Annotated in this window: 23 protein-coding genes and 1 tRNA gene; 13 read left to right on the top strand and 11 right to left on the bottom strand. The window is 68.2% G+C overall.

Annotation, left to right across the window (positions count from 1 at the left end; translation table 11 throughout):
• From ACESK5_RS14405 to yciH, 4 genes are all read left to right on the top strand, one after another.
• Positions 1–287 (top strand): AAA family ATPase (locus ACESK5_RS14405; RefSeq protein ID WP_372912276.1); only part of this gene is annotated, 287 nt, incomplete at its 5' end.
• Entirely contained in the window at positions 284–1,333 is a 1,050-nt protein-coding gene (locus ACESK5_RS14400; protein WP_372912275.1) for a DUF58 domain-containing protein, read from the top strand. The genes ACESK5_RS14405 and ACESK5_RS14400, both read left to right, overlap by 4 nt.
• Complete coding sequence (locus ACESK5_RS14395; protein ID WP_372912274.1) at positions 1,330–3,606, top strand: DUF3488 and DUF4129 domain-containing transglutaminase family protein; 2,277 nt, start codon at positions 1,330–1,332, stop codon at positions 3,604–3,606. The genes ACESK5_RS14400 and ACESK5_RS14395 overlap by 4 nt, the downstream gene beginning before the upstream one ends.
• A gap of 98 nt (positions 3,607–3,704) precedes the next feature.
• Positions 3,705–3,998 (top strand): stress response translation initiation inhibitor YciH, encoded by a 294-nt coding sequence (yciH, locus tag ACESK5_RS14390; protein WP_103427006.1) that lies wholly within the window; start codon positions 3,705–3,707, stop codon positions 3,996–3,998.
• 97 nt (positions 3,999–4,095) lie between these two features.
• Here yciH and ACESK5_RS14385 read toward each other — a convergent pair whose 3' ends face one another.
• Positions 4,096–4,476, bottom strand: a complete 381-nt coding sequence (locus ACESK5_RS14385; RefSeq protein WP_372912273.1) for a rhodanese-like domain-containing protein — start codon at positions 4,474–4,476, stop codon at positions 4,096–4,098.
• Positions 4,477–4,847: 371 nt separating this feature from the next.
• On the opposite strand from ACESK5_RS14385, the gene ACESK5_RS14380 reads away from it, so the two are divergent.
• Positions 4,848–6,641: a PAS domain-containing protein gene (locus ACESK5_RS14380; RefSeq protein ID WP_372912272.1), complete on the top strand. Its 1,794-nt coding sequence runs from the start codon at positions 4,848–4,850 to the stop codon at positions 6,639–6,641.
• 176 nt (positions 6,642–6,817) lie between these two features.
• Positions 6,818–8,065 (top strand): sensor histidine kinase, encoded by a 1,248-nt coding sequence (locus ACESK5_RS14375; RefSeq protein ID WP_372912271.1) that lies wholly within the window; start codon positions 6,818–6,820, stop codon positions 8,063–8,065.
• Between the two features lie 390 nt (positions 8,066–8,455).
• On the opposite strand, the gene ACESK5_RS14370 is transcribed toward ACESK5_RS14375, so the two are convergent.
• Positions 8,456–9,019 carry an NUDIX hydrolase gene (locus ACESK5_RS14370; protein ID WP_372912270.1) on the bottom strand — a complete coding sequence of 188 codons (564 nt, stop codon included), beginning with the start codon at positions 9,017–9,019 and terminating at the stop codon, positions 8,456–8,458.
• On the bottom strand, positions 9,012–9,518 hold the full coding sequence (locus ACESK5_RS14365; protein ID WP_372912269.1) for a DUF5809 family protein: 507 nt from the start codon (positions 9,516–9,518) through the stop codon (positions 9,012–9,014). The genes ACESK5_RS14370 and ACESK5_RS14365 overlap by 8 nt, the downstream gene beginning before the upstream one ends.
• 95 nt (positions 9,519–9,613) lie before the next feature.
• Between ACESK5_RS14365 and ACESK5_RS14360 the strand changes: the two genes are divergently transcribed.
• Positions 9,614–10,114: a hypothetical protein gene (locus tag ACESK5_RS14360; protein WP_372912268.1), complete on the top strand. Its 501-nt coding sequence runs from the start codon at positions 9,614–9,616 to the stop codon at positions 10,112–10,114.
• Positions 10,115–10,158: 44 nt separating this feature from the next.
• Here ACESK5_RS14360 and ACESK5_RS14355 read toward each other — a convergent pair whose 3' ends face one another.
• The 3 genes from ACESK5_RS14355 to ACESK5_RS14345 form a co-directional block, all read right to left on the bottom strand.
• Positions 10,159–10,608, bottom strand: a complete 450-nt coding sequence (locus ACESK5_RS14355; RefSeq protein WP_372912267.1) for a DUF5810 domain-containing protein — start codon at positions 10,606–10,608, stop codon at positions 10,159–10,161.
• A 31-nt stretch (positions 10,609–10,639) separates the two neighbouring features.
• Positions 10,640–11,197 carry a ribosomal protein S18-alanine N-acetyltransferase gene (rimI, locus tag ACESK5_RS14350; RefSeq protein ID WP_372912266.1) on the bottom strand — a complete coding sequence of 186 codons (558 nt, stop codon included), beginning with the start codon at positions 11,195–11,197 and terminating at the stop codon, positions 10,640–10,642.
• A gap of 110 nt (positions 11,198–11,307) precedes the next feature.
• Positions 11,308–13,281 (bottom strand): aconitate hydratase, encoded by a 1,974-nt coding sequence (locus ACESK5_RS14345; protein WP_372912265.1) that lies wholly within the window; start codon positions 13,279–13,281, stop codon positions 11,308–11,310.
• A 235-nt stretch (positions 13,282–13,516) separates the two neighbouring features.
• On the opposite strand from ACESK5_RS14345, the gene ACESK5_RS14340 reads away from it, so the two are divergent.
• Positions 13,517–13,993, top strand: a complete 477-nt coding sequence (locus ACESK5_RS14340) for a deoxyuridine 5'-triphosphate nucleotidohydrolase (protein ID WP_372912264.1) — start codon at positions 13,517–13,519, stop codon at positions 13,991–13,993.
• A gap of 116 nt (positions 13,994–14,109) precedes the next feature.
• On the opposite strand, the gene ACESK5_RS14335 is transcribed toward ACESK5_RS14340, so the two are convergent.
• From ACESK5_RS14335 to ACESK5_RS14325, 3 genes are all read right to left on the bottom strand, one after another.
• A tRNA-Lys gene (locus ACESK5_RS14335) sits at positions 14,110–14,183 on the bottom strand.
• A 192-nt stretch (positions 14,184–14,375) separates the two neighbouring features.
• On the bottom strand, positions 14,376–15,053 hold the full coding sequence (locus tag ACESK5_RS14330; RefSeq protein WP_372912263.1) for a hypothetical protein: 678 nt from the start codon (positions 15,051–15,053) through the stop codon (positions 14,376–14,378).
• Positions 15,054–15,124: 71 nt separating this feature from the next.
• Positions 15,125–15,286: a hypothetical protein gene (locus ACESK5_RS14325; RefSeq protein ID WP_372912262.1), complete on the bottom strand. Its 162-nt coding sequence runs from the start codon at positions 15,284–15,286 to the stop codon at positions 15,125–15,127.
• 301 nt (positions 15,287–15,587) lie between these two features.
• On the opposite strand from ACESK5_RS14325, the gene ACESK5_RS14320 reads away from it, so the two are divergent.
• The 5 genes from ACESK5_RS14320 to ACESK5_RS14300 all read left to right on the top strand — a co-directional run bounded on the left by ACESK5_RS14320 (position 15,588) and on the right by ACESK5_RS14300 (position 19,934).
• Positions 15,588–15,899 carry a hypothetical protein gene (locus ACESK5_RS14320; RefSeq protein WP_372912261.1) on the top strand — a complete coding sequence of 104 codons (312 nt, stop codon included), beginning with the start codon at positions 15,588–15,590 and terminating at the stop codon, positions 15,897–15,899.
• A gap of 110 nt (positions 15,900–16,009) precedes the next feature.
• A complete protein-coding gene (locus ACESK5_RS14315) occupies positions 16,010–17,794 on the top strand; it encodes a nitrite/sulfite reductase (protein ID WP_372912260.1) in 1,785 nt (594 codons plus the stop codon).
• Between the two features lie 91 nt (positions 17,795–17,885).
• The gene (locus ACESK5_RS14310) at positions 17,886–18,395 is read left to right on the top strand and encodes a DUF5367 family protein (protein ID WP_372912259.1); all 510 of its coding nucleotides are present in this window, start codon (positions 17,886–17,888) and stop codon (positions 18,393–18,395) included.
• Positions 18,396–18,452: 57 nt separating this feature from the next.
• Positions 18,453–18,734: a DUF6360 family protein gene (locus tag ACESK5_RS14305; RefSeq protein ID WP_372912258.1), complete on the top strand. Its 282-nt coding sequence runs from the start codon at positions 18,453–18,455 to the stop codon at positions 18,732–18,734.
• Positions 18,735–18,983: 249 nt separating this feature from the next.
• Entirely contained in the window at positions 18,984–19,934 is a 951-nt protein-coding gene (locus ACESK5_RS14300) for a DMT family transporter (RefSeq protein WP_372912257.1), read from the top strand.
• A 13-nt stretch (positions 19,935–19,947) separates the two neighbouring features.
• Here the strand turns inward: ACESK5_RS14300 and ACESK5_RS14295 are convergent, their stop codons facing one another.
• Both ACESK5_RS14295 and ACESK5_RS14290 read right to left on the bottom strand, forming a co-directional pair.
• Positions 19,948–20,337, bottom strand: coding sequence for a hypothetical protein (locus tag ACESK5_RS14295; protein WP_372912256.1), 390 nt, complete (start codon positions 20,335–20,337; stop codon positions 19,948–19,950).
• 79 nt (positions 20,338–20,416) lie between these two features.
• On the bottom strand, positions 20,417–20,777 hold a 361-nt coding region (locus ACESK5_RS14290), incomplete at its 5' end, for an aldo/keto reductase (protein ID WP_372912255.1).

The following is a 20,777-nucleotide window of genomic DNA, read 5'->3' as shown; positions in this document are numbered from 1 at the left end:
GGACGGTCACCACCGTCGACGTCCGCGAACCGGTTCGGTCGTACGTCACCCGACTGGCGTCGTTCACGCGGAAGCACGCCCAGTTGGGCGTCTCACCCCGTGGCGGCATCGCGCTCGTCCGCGCCGCACAGGCCCGGGCCGTGCTAGAGGGCCGCGACTACGTCGTCCCCGACGACGTGCAGGCGGAGATTCTCACGGTGTGGAGCCACCGCATCCGACCCGGTGGGGGTGACGACGACGGCGCCGCGGTCGTCGAGCGAGCGCTCGACACCGTCGCGGTCGAATGAGGCTGACGCGACGGGGGTGGACCGTGGTGGTCGTCGCCCTCTCGGGCACCCTCATGGCCGCGTGGTTCGGCGCGCGCTCGCTCAACGCCGTCGTCTTCCCCTGCCTCGTCGCGCTCGTCGCCGCCGTCGTCCAGGTCCGACGCACCGGGACGCCGACGGTCGACCGGACGCTCCCGCCGAACGGCTTCCCCGGCGAGACGGGGGAGATCACCCTCCGGTTCGACGTCGACACGCCGTTCACCGCGACGGTCCGCGACGCGCTCCCGCCGGGACTCGCGGGGGAGACGGGGACGGAGACAACCGTCGGCCGAGCGCCCGTCTCGTACGAGGTGACGTACCGCCACCGCGGCCCCCACACCGTCGGTCCCACCTCGTTCGTCGCGCACGACGTCCTCGGCCTCGCGTCCAGACGCTTCTCCGCGCGCGAGACCGACGACCTGCTCGTCTACCCCCGGGTGTACGACCTCTCGAACCGGGCGAAACGCGACCTGCTCGCGCTCCACGACACGGCCGAGAGCGACGACCGGGACGAGTTCGACCGCCTCCGCGAGTACGTCCGCGGCGACTCCCTCCGGGACGTCCACTGGAAGACCTCGGCGAAGCGCGGCGACCTCGTCGTCAAGGAGTTCACCGCCGAGAACCGCTCGCGGACGGTCGTCCTCTCGCTCTCGGCCGACGAGGGCCGGGCGGACGAGATGGCCGAGGCCGGCGCGACTCTCACACTCACGTTCCTGCGGGCGGGTGTCCCAGTGACGCTCGTGACGCCCACCGGGACGCTCTCGGTCGCCCCCGGCGACCGGGAGCGGGCGCTCGACCACCTGGCGCGCGTGGGACACGGAACCGCGACACCGGAGGACGAGCCGCTCGTCGCGGTGCGTGCCACCCGACAGGGGACCGTCGTCCGCCTCGGCGGCCGTGAACTGTCGTTCGACGACCTGGTGGCCACCGAGCGGGCGGGCATGAACGACGTGACCGGGTCCGGCCGCCGGCGCGACGCCCGCTCGACCGACGACTCGGACGAGGACCGACAGGAGGTGGCGGTGTGAGTACGAGCGACCGTCGGCTCTCGCTCGGGTCGCTCGGGAGGCTCGGCGACCGGACCAGTTTCCGCGGGGCGGCGCTCGCGGGCGTGGTCGTCCTCACGCTGTCGTACCTGAGCGTCCTCTCGCACGTCACGAACGTGGTCGGCGGGAACCGCGTGTTCGTCCTCCTCGTCGCGGGGACGTTCCTCCTCGCGACGGCGCTCGGGCGCTTCCTCCGCGTCCGGACGGCCGTCTTCTTCACCGCCGTCCTCCTCACCGGCGGGACCGTGACGTACTTCCTCGCCATCCCGGCGAGTCAGCTCTCGTTGCTCTCGCCCGAACGGCTCCTCTCGGACACCGTCGCGCTCCTCACCGGCCTCTCCGTCCTGCGACTGACTGCCGCCGACGTGTGGGCGCTCGGCGTCGCGCCGGGGCCGGTGTTCCTCTCGTGGTATCTCGCGATGCGCGAACGCTACGCCTGGAGCGTCGCCGTCGGCGGGACGACGCTCGGCCTGTTCGTCCTCACGGGCGACGCGGGGACGGCGACGACGCTCGTCGGCGTCATCGGCGCGGGGACGGCGCTCGGGCTGGGAACGCTCGACAGGTACGGCGGAACGGTCGCGCAACTCGACACGCTCGTCGCAGTGCTCGCGGCGATGGTCGTCCTCGCGGCGACGCTGTCGGTGGTGCCCGGCGGCGCGGCGCAGCCGTTGCTCCCGGACCGCGGCTCGCCGACGGTCGAGGCGAGCCTCGTCAACTCGCCCGAGCGCATCGAGGTGCTCGGCTCCATCCGCCTCTCCCCGAAGGTCAGATACACCATCGAGGCCGACGAGCGCCACTACTGGCAGACGGCGACGTACGACCGCTACACCGGCGACGGCTGGGTGCGGACGGGCGACACCGACCCCTACCAGGGCCGCCTCGCCGGACCGCCCGGCGCCTCGCGGCGGCTGACCCAGACCGTGACGGTCGAGTCGACGGCGTCGGCGATGCCGGCCGCGTGGAAGCCCGTCTCGGTCTCGGGCGGCGTCTCGGACCGGGTTCGCATCACCCAGCAGGGCTTCTTCACGCCCGCGTCGAGCCTCACAGCCGGTGAGAGCTACACCGTCGAGAGCCGCGTCCCGCAGTACACCTCCGAACAGCTCCGTCGGGCCGGGAGCGACTACCCCGACGCCATCCGGACGCAGTACCTCCAGCTACCGGAGAGCACGTCGACGCGGGTGCGCGAGAAGGCGGCCGAAATCGCGGGCGGGCAGGACAACGCCTACGACAAGGCGGTGGCCATCGAGCAGTGGCTTGAGGAGAACAAACGCTACTCGCTGACGGTGGAGCGTCCGGAGGGCGACGTCGCGGAGGCGTTCCTCTTCGAGATGGACGCCGGGTACTGTACGTACTACGCGACCACGATGGTGACGCTCCTGCGCGCACAGGGCGTCCCAGCGCGGCTCGCCGTCGGCTACACGCCCGGCGAACAGGTGGGCGACGACGAGTACGTCGTCCGCGGCCTCGACTCGCACGCGTGGGTCGAGGCGTACTTCCCGGACGTCGGCTGGGTCCGGTTCGACCCGACGCCGGCGACGCCGCGCGAGACTGCAGAGCGGACCCGACTCACCGAGGCGCGGCAAAACGACGAACCCGGCGTCGACACCAACGACACCGAACCGGACACCGACGGAACCCCGAACGTCACGCCGGTCGAGACGGGTAACAGCTCGCTGAACAACTCCTCACAGAGCGACGCCGTCCGGCGGAACATCGAGGGGGACGTCGGCGCGAACGCCACGCCGCTCCCCGCCGTCCAGGACGCCAACTTCGACGGCGGGACCGGCGAGGACGAGAGCGGGTTCCAGCTGCCCGACCTCCCCTCGCAGGAGACGCTGGGCCTCGGCGTCGTCGCGTTCGTCGGCCTTATCGCCGGGGCGCGACGACTGGGCCTCCTGGCGTGGCTCGCCGCCGAACTCCGCCTCCGCTACCAGCGGCCGGCCGACGACGCCGTGACCGACGTCGAACGCGCGTTCGACCGCCTCGAACGCCTCCTCGAGCGGCGGTACCGCGCGCGGCGGCCGACGGAGACGCCACGGGCGTACATCGGCGCGCTCGGACGCGGCCACGGCCTCGACGGCCGCGTCGAACGCGTCGCCGACATCTACGAGCGGGCACATTACGGGTCGGGCGTCTCGAACGCGGAGGCCGAACGGGCTGTCGCCCTCGTCGACGCCCTGGTCTGGGAGTCGACGCCCGTCGTCGGCGGCCTGGTCTCGGGTCGGTCCGACGAACCGACGGCGACGACAGCCTGACCGGGAGGCTGTCGGAGTCGCCGCCGCGGTTCGGCCGGACTCAGGGGATGAGTCCTCCCGATACTGTTTTGTATCTCGCTCTCGGATTTCTGCTTGGAATGTCAGAGGTATGCTCGACGTGTGGACTGCCTGAGGAACTCTGCGTCTGTGAAGACGTGGCCCGCGAATCCCAGGAGATCAACATCCACATCGACGAGCGACGCTACGGCAAAGAGGTAACGGTCATCGAGGGGTTCGACCCGAAGGACGTCGACATGGACAGCCTGTCGTCGGACCTGAAGTCGAAGTTCGCCTGCGGTGGAACCGTCGAGGACGGCTCTATCGAACTCCAGGGGAACCACACCGGGCGTGTGGAGGATTTCCTCCGCGATAAAGGATTCAACGTCGCATGACAGCGGCGTAGCAGCAGTCCGCGTCGAGTCGTTCGTTTCTCGTGTCGTCGGGGCCGTCGAGTCCTGACTGTGTCCGCTGCGTCGTTCGAGCGGAGCGTCAGAACGGCGCGTCGGGTGGCGAATCCGCCGTCTCGCCGTCCGCAGCCTCGGCCGTCGTCCCGTCGTCTGCCTCGAGGGGACCCTCCCACGCTTCGAGGCCGCCCGCCATGCTCTCGACCCGTGCGTCCGCCGTGCCCTCGAACGACGTGATGAGGCGGGCCGCCTGGACGCTCGCCTTCCCGTGGGGGCAGACCGTGACGATGTGGTCGGCGTCGGCCAGCGACTCGACCATCTCGGGGAGCCGACCGAACGGGACGTTCTCGCTCCCGGGGATGTGACCGCGGGCGAACGCCCCGGGCGAGCGGATGTCGACGATGCGTGGCGGGTCGTCCGTCCCCATGAGGGACGCGACCTCGTCGGTGGAGATTTCGCCGTCCATACCCCCATACAGCGAGCACGGGTGGATAAGTCCCCCGGCGTGGTGTACCGCGGGTGCGAGAGAACGACCGGCGGCCGGGTGGAGGAGTGCTGCACGGCGACCGCTGCAACAGACACGATGGGGGCGAGAGCCACGGGGTCGCCGGGCCGGTGGCGCGTGACGTCACGTGGTCCAAGCCGCTGTGACACACGCGCGAGGGATGAGCGACCGACGGGAGGTGGTGAATCGGACGGGGAAGGTGTCGTCTCACCGCCCTGTCGGTCGAGTCGAGGGCAGCGTGGCCGATTCAGAGGGAATCTTCGGCACGAGATAGTCGAGAAGCTACCGGCACAAGCAACGGCTTTTCGTCTGCGAGGACTCTCGAGGCAGTAATGAAGAGTACGATCCGGATTCTGCACGTCGACGACGACCCGGATTTCGCAGAGACGGCTGCGGCTCTCGTCGAGCAGATAGACGACAGGTTCGACGTCGAGACGGTAACGAGCGTCGGTGAGGGACTCGACCGACTCACTGACGCGGACTTCGACTGTATCGTGAGCGATTACGACATGCCTGGCCAGAACGGCATCGAGTTCCTCGAAACCGTCCGGGCGGACAACCCCGACCTACCGTTTATCCTCTACACCGGCAAAGGCAGCGAGGAGGTTGCCAGCGACGCCATCTCGGCCGGGGTGACCGACTACCTCCAGAAGGGGTCCGGAATCAGCCAGTACGAGGTACTCGCTCATCGAATCAACAACACAGTCGAACAGTACCGGGCAGGACGAGCCGTCGCGGAGACCGAACAGAAGCTCTCTCAACTCGCCGAGCGAACCGAAGAGATCCTCTTCATGTTCGACAGCGACTGGAGCGAACTCCTGTTCGTCAACTCCGCATACGAAGACGTGTGGAACGGCTCGATCGATCGACTCGAAGCAAATCCGACGTCCTTTCTCGGGAACGTCCACCCAGACGACCAAGAGCTGGTCGAACAGACACTCGAACGCATCCTGGAGGGAAACCCAACGGAGGTAGAACATCGCCTCGAAGACGAGGACGGGGTCCGCTGGATCTACAGCAAGGCCAACCCCGTCTTCGACGAGGACGGTGAATTCACCCGAATCGTCGGGTTCGTTCGGGATATAACCGAACGTAAAGAGCGCGAACAGGAACTCGAACGCAAAAGCGAGCAGTTCCAGTACGTGGAGGACGTCGCTGACATCGGGTACTGGGAAATCGATACGCAGACGCCCCAGCCCCACGACGCGACGCTCTCCGAGGGCGTGTATCACGTCCACGGCCTGCCCCCCGACGAACCGTTCGACGTCGAGAAGGGAATCCAGTTCTACCATCCCGACGACCGTCAGCAGGTCAGAGAGGCAGTCGAACGAGCGATTTCCGCGGGTGAGCCGTACGAATTCGAGGCCCGTCTCGTCACGGATGCCGGTAAGGAACGCTGGGTTCACTCCATCGGGGAACCGGTCGAACGCGACGGAGAGGTCGTCACGGTCCGCGGGGTGTTTCAGGACATCACCGAGAGAAAACGCAAGGAGCAGGAACTGGCGCGTCAGAACGAGCGGTTAGCGGAGTTCGCGAGCATCGTCTCGCACGACCTCCGCAACCCGTTGGCCGTTGCCCAGGGGCGATTGGAACTAGCGAGGGAGGAGTGCGATAGCGAGCGACTCGACGGCGTCGGGGACGCACTGGAGCGGAGCCACGCGCTCATCGACGACCTGTTGACGCTGGCACGGGAGGGGAGCGAAGTGAGTACCGTCGAGGCGGTCGAACTCGGAGCTTTCGCCGAGGACTGCTGGCACTACGTCGACACCGCCGAGGCAACGCTCTCAGCCGAAGCCGAACGGAGCATCCTCGCCGACCGAAGTCGGCTCCAGCAACTCCTCGAGAACCTCTACACGAACGCCATCGAACACGCTGGCGACGACGTGGGCGTGACTGTCGGTGACCTCTCCGACGGGTTCTATATCGAAGACGATGGGCCGGGAATCCCCACCGGCGAGCGCGAGGAGGTTTTCGACGCTGGCTACTCGACCACAGAAGAGGGGACAGGGTTCGGCCTGCGCATCGTGAAGCAAATCGTCGACGCACACGGCTGGGAGGTTCGAGTCGCCGACGGTCCTGGCGGTGGCGCACGCTTCGAGGTTACGGGCGTCGAGTTCGAACAGTGACCGGCCGTGCGCGCAGTAGTCAGCACGGCCGGAACCGCCCTACTCAGTAGCGGTCAGAAGCGGTGTCCCCGTAGTCAGCAGACGAGAGTCGCCGACGTGACCGAGCATCAGGAGGTCGCTGGCCGGATTATGTAATTTGACAGTAAGCTTACCTCAGACCACGGTCAATCACGTCCATGGATTCCTCCGTCCCGTCGTCCAGCACGGTCCTCGACGCGCTGGACCACCACTGGCCCGCCAACACCCCCGTCACTGCTTCGGAGGTCACCGAGGAGTTCGACTGTCCCCAGCGTACGATTCGCCGCAAACTGGAGTCGCTCGTGGACGACGGTGTGTTAAATACGAAGGAGGTCGAGGCCGACAGCCGCGTTTGGTGGCGTCCCGTCGAACGCGGCCGGGAGCCTCGTGAAGCGTCTTGCGAGGGACGAGCGCAGGTTCGCTCACACCCCGTGTTCGACTCGGAGATGGTCGGCGTCATCGTCTGGGACGCCGACGGCACGGTCGAGGACGCGAACGACGCCTTTCTCGAGATGGTGGGCCTCGACTACGACGAGGCGCTGGGCACGTCGTGGCGCGACCTCTCGCCCGAAGAGTTCTACCGGGCCGGAGAGCGCCACCTCCGAGAGGTCGAGGAGAGTGGGAGCGGCGTCCCCTACGAGAAGCAGTACTACCACGCCGACAGTTCGCGCTGGTGGGGACTGTTCGAGTCCCGGCGGCTGAACGAGACGACGAAGGTCGAGTTCGTCATCGACATCACCGAGCGCAGGGAGTACGAGCGAGCGCTGGAACGGCGGAACGTTCAGCTCGAACGACTCAACAAGTTCACCGACGCTCTCTCGCACGACCTGCGGTCACCGTTGTCAGTCGTCGGCGGTCGCCTCCACCTGTACCGCGAGACCGGCGATCCGGAACACCTCGACGCCATCGGGACGACGGCCGAACGGATGGAACAGCTCGTCGAGGACCTGCTTCAGGTGGCCCGCTCGGGCCAAGTGGTCAAGGGCCCCGACTCGACTCTCATCGGCGACGTTCTCGAGACGGCCCGGGAAGGGTCACTCCCGGAGAGCGCGACGTGTGAGTACGAACCGGTTCGGCCGCTGATAGCCGACTCCGACCGACTGGTGCAGGTGTTCGAGAACCTCCTGCAGAACAGCGTAGACCACGGCGGCGAGGGCGTGACTGTCCGGGTCGGGCCGCTCGAGAACGGCTTCTACGTCGAGGACGACGGCCCCGGGGTCCCGGAGGCCGACCACGAGCGTCTGTTCAAGCACGGGTATACAACCCGAGAGGACGGAATGGGGTACGGCCTCTCGATCGTTCGTTCGGTCGTCGACGGCCACGGGTGGGATATGCTGGTGACCGAGGCCGAGGACGGTGGTGCTCGCTTCGAGGTCACCGGCGTCGACTTCGTCAACGACCGGTAGTGTTCGCGGTCAGCAGTCGGCGTTCCAGTTCCGAAGAGACAGCGCGAAGTCTCGGGACCGTCTGTCACCGGTGTTCCGAGCGAGCAGTATCGTGTGATTCGCACCGCAACACACCCGCTCCGTATACAGCAGCCCCTGTACGATCTGCTCGAACGCTGTCGGTAACCACGGGCCGGGACAGAGAACGTACTCGGCTGGGCTTCTCGCACGGTGACGCAAGTTCGAGGACGTCGGCGTTTCGGCTGTAATCCGCGTTCTCGTGGTAGCTGATTCGTATCGCCGAGGAACGCAATCGGGGTTGCTACTCGTTCCAGTGTACGCGACGACCACACCGGACCCGGCAGGAGGGTCGATTCGTGCAGAGCGGCGGCTTTCGCCGACGTCTCCCGCTCAGACCAGCCCCTCGTCGTGGGCGATGAGGATGCCTTCGACGGTGGCGTCGTTAGTCGGCTGGGCGCGCGCGACGTCGACAGCCTCGTCGAGCGGGACCGCTCGCACGGAGAGGAACTCGTTGTCGTCGAGTTCCTGCGCCACCGGGGAGAGTCCCTCGGCGAAGACGAAGCCGCGGCGGTGTCTGAGCATCCCGGTCGTACACCACACCTCCTGGAGGAAACTCGTCGACGACGCCTCGAACCCCGTCTCCTCGCGGAGTTCGCGCTCGGCCGCCCCCGTGAACGACTCGCCCTGCTCGACGATACCCGCGGGGAGTTCCAGCTGTGTCTCCCGGATGGTCGGGCGGTACTGTTCGACCATCACGAGCTGTTCGTCGGTGACGCTGACGACGACCACCGCCGTCGCGAGTTCGGCCCAGTAGTAGCGTTTCGTCGACCCGTCGGGCTGTTCGACGAGGTCGTACCCCCCGGTGAACCAGCCCGTCTCGTACTCCACCGCGGACTCGAGGACGGGCCACTCCGGGTCGGCGAGGGCCTCGTGTCGGCGGCCGTCGTCACTCATCGGCCTGCTCCCCCGTGTCGGAGTCGGCCGCGTCGGCCGGTCGAGCCTCGTCGACGTCGGTCACCGCGGCTCCCTCCACCTCCTCGAGTTCGACGCGATAGACGCGGCCGAGCGCCTGTCGACGGAGGATTTCGACCGCCGCCTCGCGCTCGTCCTGGTAGCTCGCGGCGACGACGCGGTTCGCGAAGGGTGCGGGGTGCCAGACGAGTCGGTCGACGTTCGGGCTCCCCACCTCGACGACGTCGTAGGCGTCGTGGGCCGCACACCACTCCTCGAACTCGGTGCGGGTGCCGCCGTGAATCAACAGCCGAGCGGCGAACAGCACGTCGCGGGCCGTCGAGACGACGTCGCTCGTGACGCGCTCGCGGTACTCTTCGGGGTCGAACGCCATCGCCCGGGCCGTCTCCCGGACGACCCGCTGGGCGACGGGACCAGCGGCCTCGAACGCCTCGCGCGCCTCCTCGTGGGTGTCGGGTGCCAGGGTTCCCTCGGTACGCATCGAGCGTAGCTGGTGGCGGGGGCCGTTTACCTGTGTCGGACCGTCGAGCGAACCACAGCACCTTTCTCTCCATCGACCGAATCCGGTGCCGTCGGATGCCCTCCACCGCCCTCCACCGCACGCTCACAGAGCGCCTCCCGTTCGTCTCCGTGTCGCCCCCGTCGCCGCTCGGACCGCCCCGGGCGCTCCGCGAGAGCCGTCCAGTCGCGGGGATACTGCTCCTCTGGACGATGCTCTCGTGGGTCGCGTTCACCCCGTTCGTCGCCCGGGCCGTCCGGGCGACCGGAGTCGCTGCGGCGCTGGCCTACGTCGTCGTCCGTGGCGTGCGACTCGGTGAGGAGGCCACCCCGCTCGTCACGGGTGACGCCGCGAGCGTTCTCGGCCAGCAGCTACGACTCGTCCCCGCGCCCGCCGCGTGGTTCCTGGCCGGGGTCTGTGTGCCGGTCCTGGCGGACCTGTGGGACCTGCTCGGACTGGTCGGACTCTTCACGTCGCCGGCCGACGACCTCGTGAGAGTGTGTGCGCTGGCCGGCGTCGGAACGGCCCTGCTCGTCGTGGTCGCCGGGGCGGCCGCGGCGCTCGACAGGACGTCGTAGTACCGTCGACTCCCACCGGCCGCGGACGGGGCGTGTCAGTCCGGTCACTCGTCCGCAGCGTCGTCTGCGCCCTCCTCAAGCATCTCGCGCGTCAGCGACCGGGCCTCCTCGACGACGTCGCGCGCCTCGGGGTCGAGATTCGAGACGTCGATGCCGTCGCCGCCCGCGTGGTCGTGGTCGTGCCCCCCGACCCCACCGTGCCGGTGGTCCTGACTGGGCAGGCCCTCGACGCCCTGGAGGTCCGGATCGTACCGTTCGCCGTCGCCTCGCTCTCCGGTAGTGTCCGCGAACACCACCTCGTACTCGGCCGCCTCGGCGAGTTCTGCCAGCCGCGGGGCGAGGTCTGCCGGCCCTCCCTCGGCCCAACCAGGAGCGTGTTCGTCGAGCCACGACTCGTGATCGTCGCCGTGTGTCAGCGCCTGGAACGCGAGGTGGTTCGCGAGGTGCTCGGCGTCCTGTTGTGGGTCGTCACAGACCGGACAGGCGTAGCCCATACACGGACGTCGGCGTCGACGGACAAAAACGTCAAGCTCCGCGGTCGCCGCGCGTCTGCTCGGTGGCGTCGGTGACCGTCCCGTCCCACTCTGCGAGGTCCAGCACCATCACGAACGCGTCTTCGCCGTCGGCGTAGTACCGCGGGATGCGACGGAGCGGTTCGAACCCTTCGCTCCGGTACAGACCGATGGCGGTGTCGTTCGTCGTCCGGACCTCGAGTTTGACGAGCGCCGCACCGCTCGCGGCGAGCGTCTGGAGCGCCCGTCCGAGCAGCGTCCGACCGAGTCCTCGCCCGCGCGCGTCCGGGTGGACCGCGAGGTCCTTCACGTGGCCGATATCCCGCCCGTAGTTCGGTGTCGTGTCGCTGACCACGTAGCCGACGACGTCGGGCGTACCGCGGGTCCGGGCGACGAGGAAGCCGCGTTCGCCGAGGAACGACTCGAACGCCGAGAACGGCCACGGCTGAGGGAACGTCGACCGTTCGAGCCGGAACACGTCGAGGAGGTCGGCCTGTTCGGCCTGACGGATGACGACCTCCTCGTCGGCCGAGAGACCGTCGTCGTCGTCAGAACCGGGCGGGGAGGGCACGGTTTCGAGTACGGGCGGCCGCCGCAAAAGGACGACGGCTCGGCTCGTCGGACGGCTCCGGTGCTGTCGCTCGCGTGACCGAAAAAACGGAGACGGTCGTGGGGCCGCGTTCAGTCGTCGGCGGGTGCGGCGCCGCCGCCAGACTCGTACTGCTCCTTCGTGAGCCGGAGTTTGCCACCGGCGGCGAGGATGCGGCGCTCGCGCTCGGAGGCCTTGAGCGTGGCCGTCGCCTCCCAGTCGTCATTGACGCGGACCGTGAACTCTTCGTCGCCGGCCTGGACGGCCTCGGCGACGTCGGTGACGACCTCGACGTCGTCACCCTGGTCGATCTGCTGGTAGGTGTCGGCGTCGATGGTCAGGGGCAGGATGCCGAAGTTGAACAGGTTCGCCTTGTGGATGCGGGCGAACGACTGCGCGAGGACGGCCTCGACGCCCAGGTAGAGCGGGCACATCGCGGCGTGCTCGCGGGAGGAGCCCTGGCCGTAGTTCTCGCCGGCGACGAGGACGCCGCCGTCGGCCTCCATGGCGCGCTCGGCGAACGTCTCGTCGACCCGCGAGAGCGTGAACTCGGAGAGCTTCTCGATGTTCGAGCGGTACATGAGGATGTCCGACGTCGCCGGGATGATGTGGTCCGTCGTGATGTTGTCCTCCATCTTCAGGAGCACCTCGCCGGCGATGTCGGCCTCGAGCGGCTCGCCGATGGGCGCGGAGCCGATGTTCGGGCCCTTGATGAGTTCGTCGTCGACCGCCTCGTCGGGCGTGATGAGGTCAGTCTTCGAGCCGTCGTACTGGTCGGGGAGTTCGATGCCGGGCGCTTCGAGGTCGCCGAGTTCGTCGGCGAGGTCGCGCGGGTCGACGATCTCGCCCTTGAGCGCCGCGGCGGCGGCGACTTCCGGCGAGCAGAGGAAGACGGAGTCGTCCTCGATGCCGGAGCGGCCCTCGAAGTTGCGGTTGAACGTCCGCAGCGAGACGGAGTCGGAGGCGGGAACGTGGCCGATACCGATGCACGGTCCACACGTCGCCTCGGAGACGTTCACGCCGGCGGCCATCATCTCCGCGGTCCAGCCCTCGCGGGCGAGGAGTTCGGCGGCCTGCTTCGAGCCGGGAGCGACGATCATCTCGACGTCCTTCTTGATCTCGCGACCCTTCACCATCTTCGCGGCCGGGAGGACGTCCTCGTAGCCGCCGTTGGTACAGGAGCCGATGATGACCTGCTCGACGTCCGTGCCGGCAACCTCGCGGACGGGCACGACGTTGTCGGGCATCGACGGCTGAGCGATGAGCGGCTCGAGTTCGGAGAGGTCGATGACGATTTCGTCGGCGTACTCGGCGTCCTCGTCGGGCGAGAGCTCGACGTAGTCCTCCTCGCGGCCCTGGCGGGCGAGGTAGTCGCGGGTCTTCTCGTCCGTGCCGAAGATGGAGGAGGTCGCGCCGAGTTCCGTCCCCATGTTCGTGATGGTCGTCCGCTCGGGGACCGTCAGGGACTCCGCGCCGGGACCGGTGTACTCGAACACCTTGCCGACGCCGCCCTTGACCGTCTCGCGGCGGAGCATCTCGAGGATGATGTCCTTCGCCGTGGACCACTCGGGGAGTTCGCCCTCGAGACGGACGTTCACGACTTCGGGCATCTCGACGTAGTACGCGCCACCGCCCATGGCGACCGAGATGTCGAGGCCGCCGGCACCGATGGCCAGCTGGCCCAGCCCGCCGGGCGTCGGCGTGTGCGAGTCCGATCCGAGGAGCGTCTTGCCGGGCGCGGCGAAGTTCTCCTTGTGGACGTTGTGACAGATACCGTTGCCCGGGCGGGAGAAGTACGCGCCGTACGTCCCGGCCGCGGAGCGGAGGAAGCGGTGGTCGTCCGTGTTCTTGAAGTCGAACTGGTACGTCTGGTGGTCGCAGTACTGCGCCGCCAGTTCGGTCTGTACCTCGTCGAGGTCGAGCGCCTCGAACTGCAGCCAGACCATCGTGCCGGTCGTGTCCTGTGTGAGCACCTGGTCGATCTCGATTCCGATCTCCTCGCCGGGCTCGAGCTCACCCTCGACGAGGTGGTCGTCGAGAATCTTCTCGGTCAACGTCAGTCCCATAACGTTTGCCCGTCGACGACGAACGGATATAAATCCTCCTTGTTCCTGTTGGACAACCATGCAGAATTGACCGCCGTCAGGCAATTTTCGCGGTAAAATTCACATTAGCTCGGCTCCGAGTGAACTCCGACGACCGCCGTGACGATTCGGTCGACGACACGCCTCGTGTGACCGGTTCCCCCGCCGTCCTGACCGACTTCGAAACCGTCTTGCCTCGACTCTCGCCACTCCCGGCATGTTCGAAAGCGGTCCGTACGTCGCCGACCACGTCACGCCCGTCGACGAGACACAGGTCCAGCCGAACGGTGTCGACCTCACGCTCGCAGCGGTGCTCGAACAGACAGAGTCCGGACGGATTGCAACCGACGGCAAGCGTATCGGCGAGCGCCGACCGGTCGAGTTCGACTCTCGTGACGGTCGCGAGTGGGCGTCGCTCACGCCCGGTGGATACGTCCTCCAGTACGCCGAGACGGTCCACATCCCCGAGGGCCACGTCGGGTTCATCTACCCTCGCTCGTCGCTCATGCGCAACTCCTGTATGCTCAACACCGCGGTGTGGGACGCCGGGTACGAGGGAAAGGGCGAGGGACTCCTGCAGGTGCACCACCCCATCGAACTCGAACGCGGCGCGCGGGTCGCTCAACTGGTGCTGGCCGAGGCGACACACGAGGGAACGTACGACGGGAGCTATCAGGGCGAACGGACCGAGTGACGCCCGGGTCCGAGCCGTTCGGAGTCGACCCACGGGACACTCCGCTCACATCACTCTCCGATTCGGGCCCTCACGGGTCGTTCGGAACCGCTCGCTGCCGCTCGCGGATTTCGATACGGGCCGGGAGGGACTTGAACCCCCGACCGTCTGGTTAAAAGCCAGACGCTCTGCCGAACTGAGCTACCGGCCCTCACGGTCACCTAACCGTGGTGCACTGATAAACGTTTACTGTCCAGTTCGAGCGCGGGGAAGCGGGCACTGGTCCGGACGTTCATATACGAGGGCGACCCCATCCCGCCCGATCACCTGACGACCGTCACGAAGCGTCTCGCGGGGGCGCGACCCACCGCTTCGTGTCCGTGCCGGGTCGCCCGTTCGCCAGTCACTCCGCGAAGTACGCCGTCAGCGCGTCGGCGAGAACGTCGTCTGGGGAGACGTTCTCCAGCGAGGCCCGACGCCGGAGTTCGAGGTAGAGGTCGGGCGGGAGCCGGGTGGCGAGTTCCCCGAGGACGACCCCGTGTTCGGCGAGCGCCTCCTCTACGGGCGCCCCGTCGTTGACAGCGCTCGCGGCACGGCGTACCTCCCGGACCGTGAGGTCGCTGTCGAGGACGGCCCACGCGAGTGCGAACCGGGCGTCGCCGGAGACGCGGGCGATGTGCTTCGCGGCCGTCGGGGCGATGTCGCCGCGGGCGACGTGTCGTCGAATCGCCTGCGGGAGGTCGTGGACGCGGGCCCACTTCCGGATGAACGAAACCGAGACGTCGCCGCCGGCCCGTTCGGCCGCGCGCTTGTACGAGCCGACCCCGCGGACGAGCGCGGCACAGGCGGCCGCGCCGCGGAGCATGTAGACGTTGTCCTCGGCGCCGACGGTGTTCTCCGAGAAGGCCCGGACGGTCTCGGCCGCGAGCTGGACGCTCTCGGGGTCGTCGGGGTCGAACCCGACGGCCTCGCGGGCTCGTTCGCCCGTGACAGATGGGTCGGCGCGGACCACCGGTTCACCGACCGGCTCTTCGCGGTCGGCGGGGTGTGTCCACCGACGAGGACCGTCTCCGTCACTCATCTCGTCCGCCGGTTGGTCGCCGAGAGCAAAAACACCTCGCCGCACTGCCGACTGAACGCCACAGCATCGGATCAGTCGGAACCGGCCTGCTCGCGACGCTCGGAGAGGTGCTCCCATATTTCGGTGCAACCCGCTCCGGGCTCCACGTCGTCGAGGTGAGCCGTGTCGACGTCGTCGGCCTCGGTCGTCTCCCCGTCTCGCTCGTCGGACACGAGTGCGGGTTCATCGCTCATCGGTCGTCCTCCTCACTGTCGTACAGCTCCGGTGCGACGTCGGCTGGTGCGTGTTGTCGGTAGCGACTCCGCAGAGAGTCAGTCATCAGGTACACGCACGGAGGGGAAGGGAATAAGGCCGCCTCAGCCAGTAATCGATGCCAGCACTCCGGGCTACCGGAGACAACTGCCTCTATCTTCGACGCGACTTTCCGACGAAAAATATCGTCGTACCGCGGTTCGTCCGGAACGGCGCGTCACGGGATTCGTCAGGGATTGCTCCGGCCGGGGCGTACTCGTGTTCTCCGCACCGACAGGGGGTATGAGCGTCGCCCTTCGCATCCTCGACGACGGGGCCTGGGTGTCCGTCAACGACGAACGCCGCGTGAGCGTGAGCGAACTCTGGCGGTTCCACGACCCGGAGTTCTGCAGGTGCACCCTCCCGGACCTCGTCGTCGAGAACTTCCAGCAGGTGGGTGTCGACGGCCGGACAGTCGAGACGCGCGTGTACGGACAGTGCATCGCGTGTGGCGAGAGCGGGGTGACGCCGTGGCTTCCGGTCGGGCGTATCCTCGACGGGGCGTACCGCGATATCGACCGCGAGAGCGTCCTCGGACCGCACGCGCGCGGTTGAGCTGCACGCCAGCCCACGAGTAGGTAACATTCTCCGGTTCCCCGAAGCACCGGGAAGGGTTGACGCCATACAGACGGGCTTACGTGTGGCCCTGGATGGGTGAAACACGAATGCCGACGGACGTCGAGAACTGGAAGTCGGAGGTCTACGGTAACGAGATACGGGAGCACCTCTTCCGCTTCGCGGAGGAAGGCTGGGACGCGATCCCCGAAGACGAACACGACGCGTGGTTCGAGCGCTTCAAGTGGTGGGGGCTGTACCACCAGCGCAACGGCCAAGAGTCGTACTTCATGATGCGCATCGGGACGCCCAACGGCGTCCTGAAGCCAGGACAGACCGAAGTCGTCGCCGAGATCGCCGAAGAGTTCGCCGAGGGTCCCGAGGAGAATCCCATCTTCGGGAACGGCTGGGTCGACTGGACCACGCGACAGTCCATCCAGCTCCACTGGATCAAACTGGAGGACATCCCCGAAATCTTCGAGCGGCTCGAATCCGTGGGCCTGTCGACACAGCAGGCCTGCGGCGACTCCTGGCGGAACATCGTCGGCTGTCCCGTCGCCGGGAAGGACAAGCACGAGCACGTCGACGCGCTGCCCGTGGCGGAAGGCCTCCACGAGACGTACAAGGGCCACGACGACCACTCGAACCTCCCCCGGAAGTGGAAAGTCGCGGTCACCGGCTGCCGCGAGGGCTGTGGTCAGGGCGACATTAACGACCTCGCCTTCGAGCCCGCGACGAAGGAGATAGACGGCGAGTCCGTGAGAGGTTTCAACGTCAACGTCGGCGGTGGCCTCGCCCGGAACGAACCGCGCCTCGCCCGCGAACTGGACGTGTTCGTCACGCCCGAGGAGGCCGTCGAGGTGGGCGGCGCCATCTCCGCGCTGTTCCGCGACTACGGCGACCGCGAGGACCGGTACAGCGCCCGGATGAAGTTCCTCGTCGACGAGATGGGCGTCGAGGAGATTCGCGAGACGCTACAGGCCGAGTACGTCGACTTCGAGCTTCGGACGGCCGGCGAGGACCTCCGCGAGAGCTACTCGTACAACGCCGGTCGCGCCACGGGCGGTCACTCGGACCACGTCGGCGTCCACGAGCAGAACGACGGCAACTACTACGTCGGCCTGAACGTCCTCGTCGGGCGGATGGCCACCGAAGACACCCGCGAACTGGCCCGCGTCGCCGACGAGTACGGCTCCGGCGAGGTCCGCGTCACCCAGCGTCAGAACGTCGTCGTCACCGACGTGCCCGAGTCCGAACTCGACGCGCTCCTCGAAGAACCCCTCCTCGAGGACTACTCGCCGGACCCACACCCGTTCATGCGTGGCTCGGTCGCGTGTACGGGCACCGAGTTCTGCTCGCTCTCCATCGTCGAGACGAAGAACCGTCAGGTGCGCTACGCGCGCTGGCTGAAGGAGAACGTCGACCTCCCCGAGGGGGTCGAGGACTTCCACATCCACCTCTCGGGCTGTACCGCCTCGTGCGCCCAGCCGCAAATCGCCGACGTCTCCCTGCGGGGCATGAAGACCCGGAAGGACGGCGAACCGGTCGAGGCGCTCGACATCGGCCTCGGCGGCGGCCTCGGTGAGAACCCCCGCTTCACCCAGTGGGTCACCCAGCGCGTCCCTGTCGACGAGGTGCCCGGCGCCATCCGGAACCTGCTCGCGAACTTCGAGCGCCACCGGGAGGGTGACGAGACGTTCCGCGAGTTCGTCGAGCGCCACGAGGACGACGAGGAGTTCCTCGACTCACTCGTCGAACCCGAGGAGACCGACTACGACGACCCGATGATGCACAACACGAAGATGACCTGGTACCCCTACGCCGAGGACGACGACATGGGTGCGTCGCCGGCCCCGACGGACCGCGAGGGGGCACCGCTCCCGGCCGACGACTAGACCACCCGTCACGGCCGGCCCGTTCGTTCGACGTCGCGAGACGTTCGCGCCCGTCGGCACGTTGACGTTCGTCGCCGACGTTCTCTTTGACATGTCCTCACCGCTCTCCCGCGAGGCCATCGTCGACTCGCGCACGCAGGCCGCGGCGCTCGTCGGCACGGGCGTCGGTCTCTGGGTTCTCGCGACCATCGCCTTTCGACTCGTCGGGCAGGTGCTGCTCCCGCCCGACGACAGCGGCCGGGTCGCCATCGTGTTCGTCGCCACCGTTCCAGTGATGGCCATGCTGGCGTTCGCCGTCTACTCGCTCCTCGACGTCCCCCCTGAACGACGGCTCACGGCCGCGACGCTGCTCGTCCTCCCGGGCATGGTTCTCGACGCCGTCGCCGTCACGACGTTCGAGTCGTTCTTCGCCAACATGGCGCCCTCGGTCGGGTCGACGTTCGGCGGCCTCCTCCTGCTCGCGTACGCCGCCGTCCTCCTCACCGGTGTCGTCCCGCTGACGTACGTCGGGGGTGCCGAGGAACCGACGGAGCAGCCGGGAGAACAGGGGACGGACGGCGCCGGAGAACACGGCCGAAACGAGACGGTCGGCGAGGGCTGACCCGCGGCGTCCCGCGGACGCGACACGCCTTTGCCGCCGCGTCGCCCACCGTCTCGTATGCCAGACCGGCTCCTGAAGGTGAACGCCTACACCACCTTCGACATGCTCGACGGGTCCGCGCAGGGCCACGACTTCGACGAGGAGGCCTTCGCGGTCCTCAACGTCACAGCGCCCCGGAGAGACCCCGACCACGTGACGCTCGAACTGGAGCTCGACAACACCCAGCTCGAGACGCTCCCGGCACACGCCGACCGCGTGACGCTCTCGGCGGCGCAGGCGCGCGAACTCGCCGCCGAACTCGAGCGCTACGCCGACCGGGTCGACGCCGCCGAGGAGTGACGCCGCCTCGCGTGGGCGGCCCCGTCCAGCAGTGAACGAACGACCGCGTCGTGTGGTGTGCGAACCAGCGGGTTGTCGAACATTCTCACTCTTTTCGGACGAGTCGGTGACTACTTCACGGTAAACGACCTCTTTCAGTTGAGAAGCGACAGTGATTCCGAGACACCCCTTCCCGTCCGGTACCGACGTTCGACCGTCCACCGCCCGCGCGGCGACACGCCGAACAGTCGCCGCGCGGGGGGTGGGCGAATGAGTCGGCGGGCCGCGTTCTACTTCGCCGCGGCCGCGTTCTGCTTCGGTACCTCGTTCGTCGGCATCGAAGTGGGGCTCGTGTCGCTCCCGCCCGTGCTGTTCGCCGCCTTCCGCGTCGACATCGCCGCCGTCGTCCTCCTCGCGTACGCGTGGCACCGGTACGGCGGCGCGTGGCGGCCACGCTCCCGTGCGGACGTCCTCGGAGTCCTCGCCAGCGGTCTCCTCGTCGTCCTCGCGAACAACGTGCTGCTGTTCGTCGGCCAGACCACGACCACCGGCAACGCGGGAGCCGTCGTCTACGGACTGATGCCCGTCGTCGCGCCGGTGTTCGCCGTCTTCTTACTCCGCGACGAACGGGTCTCGGTGGCCGACGGCCTCGGCCTCCTCCTGGGACTGGTCGGCGTGGTCGTCATCGTCCAGCCCGACCCGGCGAACCTCGTCGGGAGCGCGGGTCAAGGTCTCGTGGCGATCGCGGCCACCTGCGTCGCGCTGGGGAGCGTGCTGCTCCGGCGCATCCGGCCGACGATGCCGACGCTCGCGCTGACCGGGTGGTCGATGGCGCTCGCCGCGCCGGCGGTCCACGCCACGAGTCTGGGGCTCGGCGAGTCGGTCCCTCTCGCGTGGACGCCGTCGGCGCTGGCGGCGATTCTCTACGTCGGGCTCGTCGGGACGGCTGCGGCCTACCCGGCGTACTACGCGCTCATCGACGCCGTGGGGCCGGTCCGGGCGAACCTCACGGCCTACGCGATGCCGGTCGTGGCCGCTCTCACCGGGTGGGCGGTCCTCGGCGAACGCGTCGCTCCGGAGACGGCACTCGGGCTCGTCGTGGTGTTCGCCGGCTTCGCCGTCGTCCAGCGTCGGGTGCTGGTCCGGAGCGGCCGCCGGTGGCTCGGCCGTGGCGTCGACGCGCCCGCACTCGACGGGGCGTTCGAAGCCGCCGACGACTGAGCGGTCCCGGGCGTCAGTCCTGCGCCCGCTCGCGCCACGCCTGCTGCTGGACCCGTTCCGCGACGTGGGTCTGGCCGCCGGCGAGGTCCGACCGGACGGCCTCCTCGAACGCGAGGACGTCGGTCAGAAAGCCCGACTCGAACGCCTCGACCACCTCGTACGACCAGCGGTCGTCGACGACGCCCGCGGGGAGGTGGTCGTCGCGGATGGCGTCCGCGTGAGCGGTGTGACCGGCCGCCCTGAGGAGCGGTTCGGCCGTCGCGAAGTGGTCCATCGACCGCCCGATGGCGTGGTGGAAGGCGAGGAGGTGGCCGTACGCGCGGTGGACGCCCTCGAGGCCGAGCTGGAGTTCGTGCAGTGCCGTTCGCTCGTCGTCGGTCAGGTTGGGAGGCGTGCGGTCCATACCCGGTAGTACGTGACCTGGTACCAAAGGCGTCGTGGTCGGGCCCGTCGCCGGTCCCTGCACACAGCGGACCGCGCCGTCAGGCCGACAGTCGTGCGACTTCGTCGTCGGTGAGTTCGAGCGCCGACGCCGCGACGTTCTCTTCGAGGTGGTCGAGGCTCGACGTCCCCGGGATGGGGAGCGTCACCGGCGAGTGTGTGAGCAACCACGCGAGTGCGACCTGGTACACCGAGGCGTCGTGCGCTGCGGCCACCTCCTCCAGGAGGTCACCTTTGTCCCCGAGGTCACCGGCGCCGACGGGGAACCACGGGATGAAGCCGATGTCGTACGACTCACACGCGTCGAGGACGTCCTCGCTCTCGCGGTCGACGACGCTGTAGCGGTTCTGGACCGTCGCGATATCGACCATCTCCCGGGCCGTCTCCAGCTGTTCGACCGAG

It is taken from the genome of Salinigranum sp. (assembly GCF_041641895.1).
In the GTDB taxonomy this organism is placed as follows: Archaea; Halobacteriota; Halobacteria; order Halobacteriales; family Haloferacaceae; genus Salinigranum.
Note: the sequence above shows the minus strand (reverse complement) of the source record. Positions and strands in the feature narration are given on the sequence as shown.

Bases quoted from the DNA above. Each gene is read 5' to 3' on its own strand.
- ACESK5_RS14295 (WP_372912256.1), bottom strand. From the start codon at position 20,337: ATGGACCGCACGCCTCCCAACCTGACCGACGACGAGCGAACGGCACTG.
- ACESK5_RS14380 (WP_372912272.1), top strand. From the start codon at position 4,848: ATGAAGAGTACGATCCGGATTCTGCACGTCGACGACGACCCGGATTTC.
- ACESK5_RS14315 (WP_372912260.1), top strand. From the start codon at position 16,010: ATGCCGACGGACGTCGAGAACTGGAAGTCGGAGGTCTACGGTAACGAG.
- ACESK5_RS14345 (WP_372912265.1), bottom strand. From the start codon at position 13,281: ATGGGACTGACGTTGACCGAGAAGATTCTCGACGACCACCTCGTCGAG.
- ACESK5_RS14385 (WP_372912273.1), bottom strand. From the start codon at position 4,476: ATGGACGGCGAAATCTCCACCGACGAGGTCGCGTCCCTCATGGGGACG.
- ACESK5_RS14310 (WP_372912259.1), top strand. From the start codon at position 17,886: ATGTCCTCACCGCTCTCCCGCGAGGCCATCGTCGACTCGCGCACGCAG.
- ACESK5_RS14325 (WP_372912262.1), bottom strand. From the start codon at position 15,286: ATGAGCGATGAACCCGCACTCGTGTCCGACGAGCGAGACGGGGAGACG.
- ACESK5_RS14320 (WP_372912261.1), top strand. From the start codon at position 15,588: ATGAGCGTCGCCCTTCGCATCCTCGACGACGGGGCCTGGGTGTCCGTC.
- ACESK5_RS14400 (WP_372912275.1), top strand. From the start codon at position 284: ATGAGGCTGACGCGACGGGGGTGGACCGTGGTGGTCGTCGCCCTCTCG.
- ACESK5_RS14355 (WP_372912267.1), bottom strand. From the start codon at position 10,608: ATGGGCTACGCCTGTCCGGTCTGTGACGACCCACAACAGGACGCCGAG.
- ACESK5_RS14305 (WP_372912258.1), top strand. From the start codon at position 18,453: ATGCCAGACCGGCTCCTGAAGGTGAACGCCTACACCACCTTCGACATG.
- ACESK5_RS14365 (WP_372912269.1), bottom strand. From the start codon at position 9,518: ATGCGTACCGAGGGAACCCTGGCACCCGACACCCACGAGGAGGCGCGC.
- ACESK5_RS14375 (WP_372912271.1), top strand. From the start codon at position 6,818: ATGGATTCCTCCGTCCCGTCGTCCAGCACGGTCCTCGACGCGCTGGAC.
- ACESK5_RS14330 (WP_372912263.1), bottom strand. From the start codon at position 15,053: ATGAGTGACGGAGACGGTCCTCGTCGGTGGACACACCCCGCCGACCGC.
- yciH (WP_103427006.1), top strand. From the start codon at position 3,705: ATGTCAGAGGTATGCTCGACGTGTGGACTGCCTGAGGAACTCTGCGTC.
- ACESK5_RS14360 (WP_372912268.1), top strand. From the start codon at position 9,614: ATGCCCTCCACCGCCCTCCACCGCACGCTCACAGAGCGCCTCCCGTTC.
- ACESK5_RS14300 (WP_372912257.1), top strand. From the start codon at position 18,984: ATGAGTCGGCGGGCCGCGTTCTACTTCGCCGCGGCCGCGTTCTGCTTC.
- ACESK5_RS14340 (WP_372912264.1), top strand. From the start codon at position 13,517: ATGTTCGAAAGCGGTCCGTACGTCGCCGACCACGTCACGCCCGTCGAC.
- ACESK5_RS14370 (WP_372912270.1), bottom strand. From the start codon at position 9,019: ATGAGTGACGACGGCCGCCGACACGAGGCCCTCGCCGACCCGGAGTGG.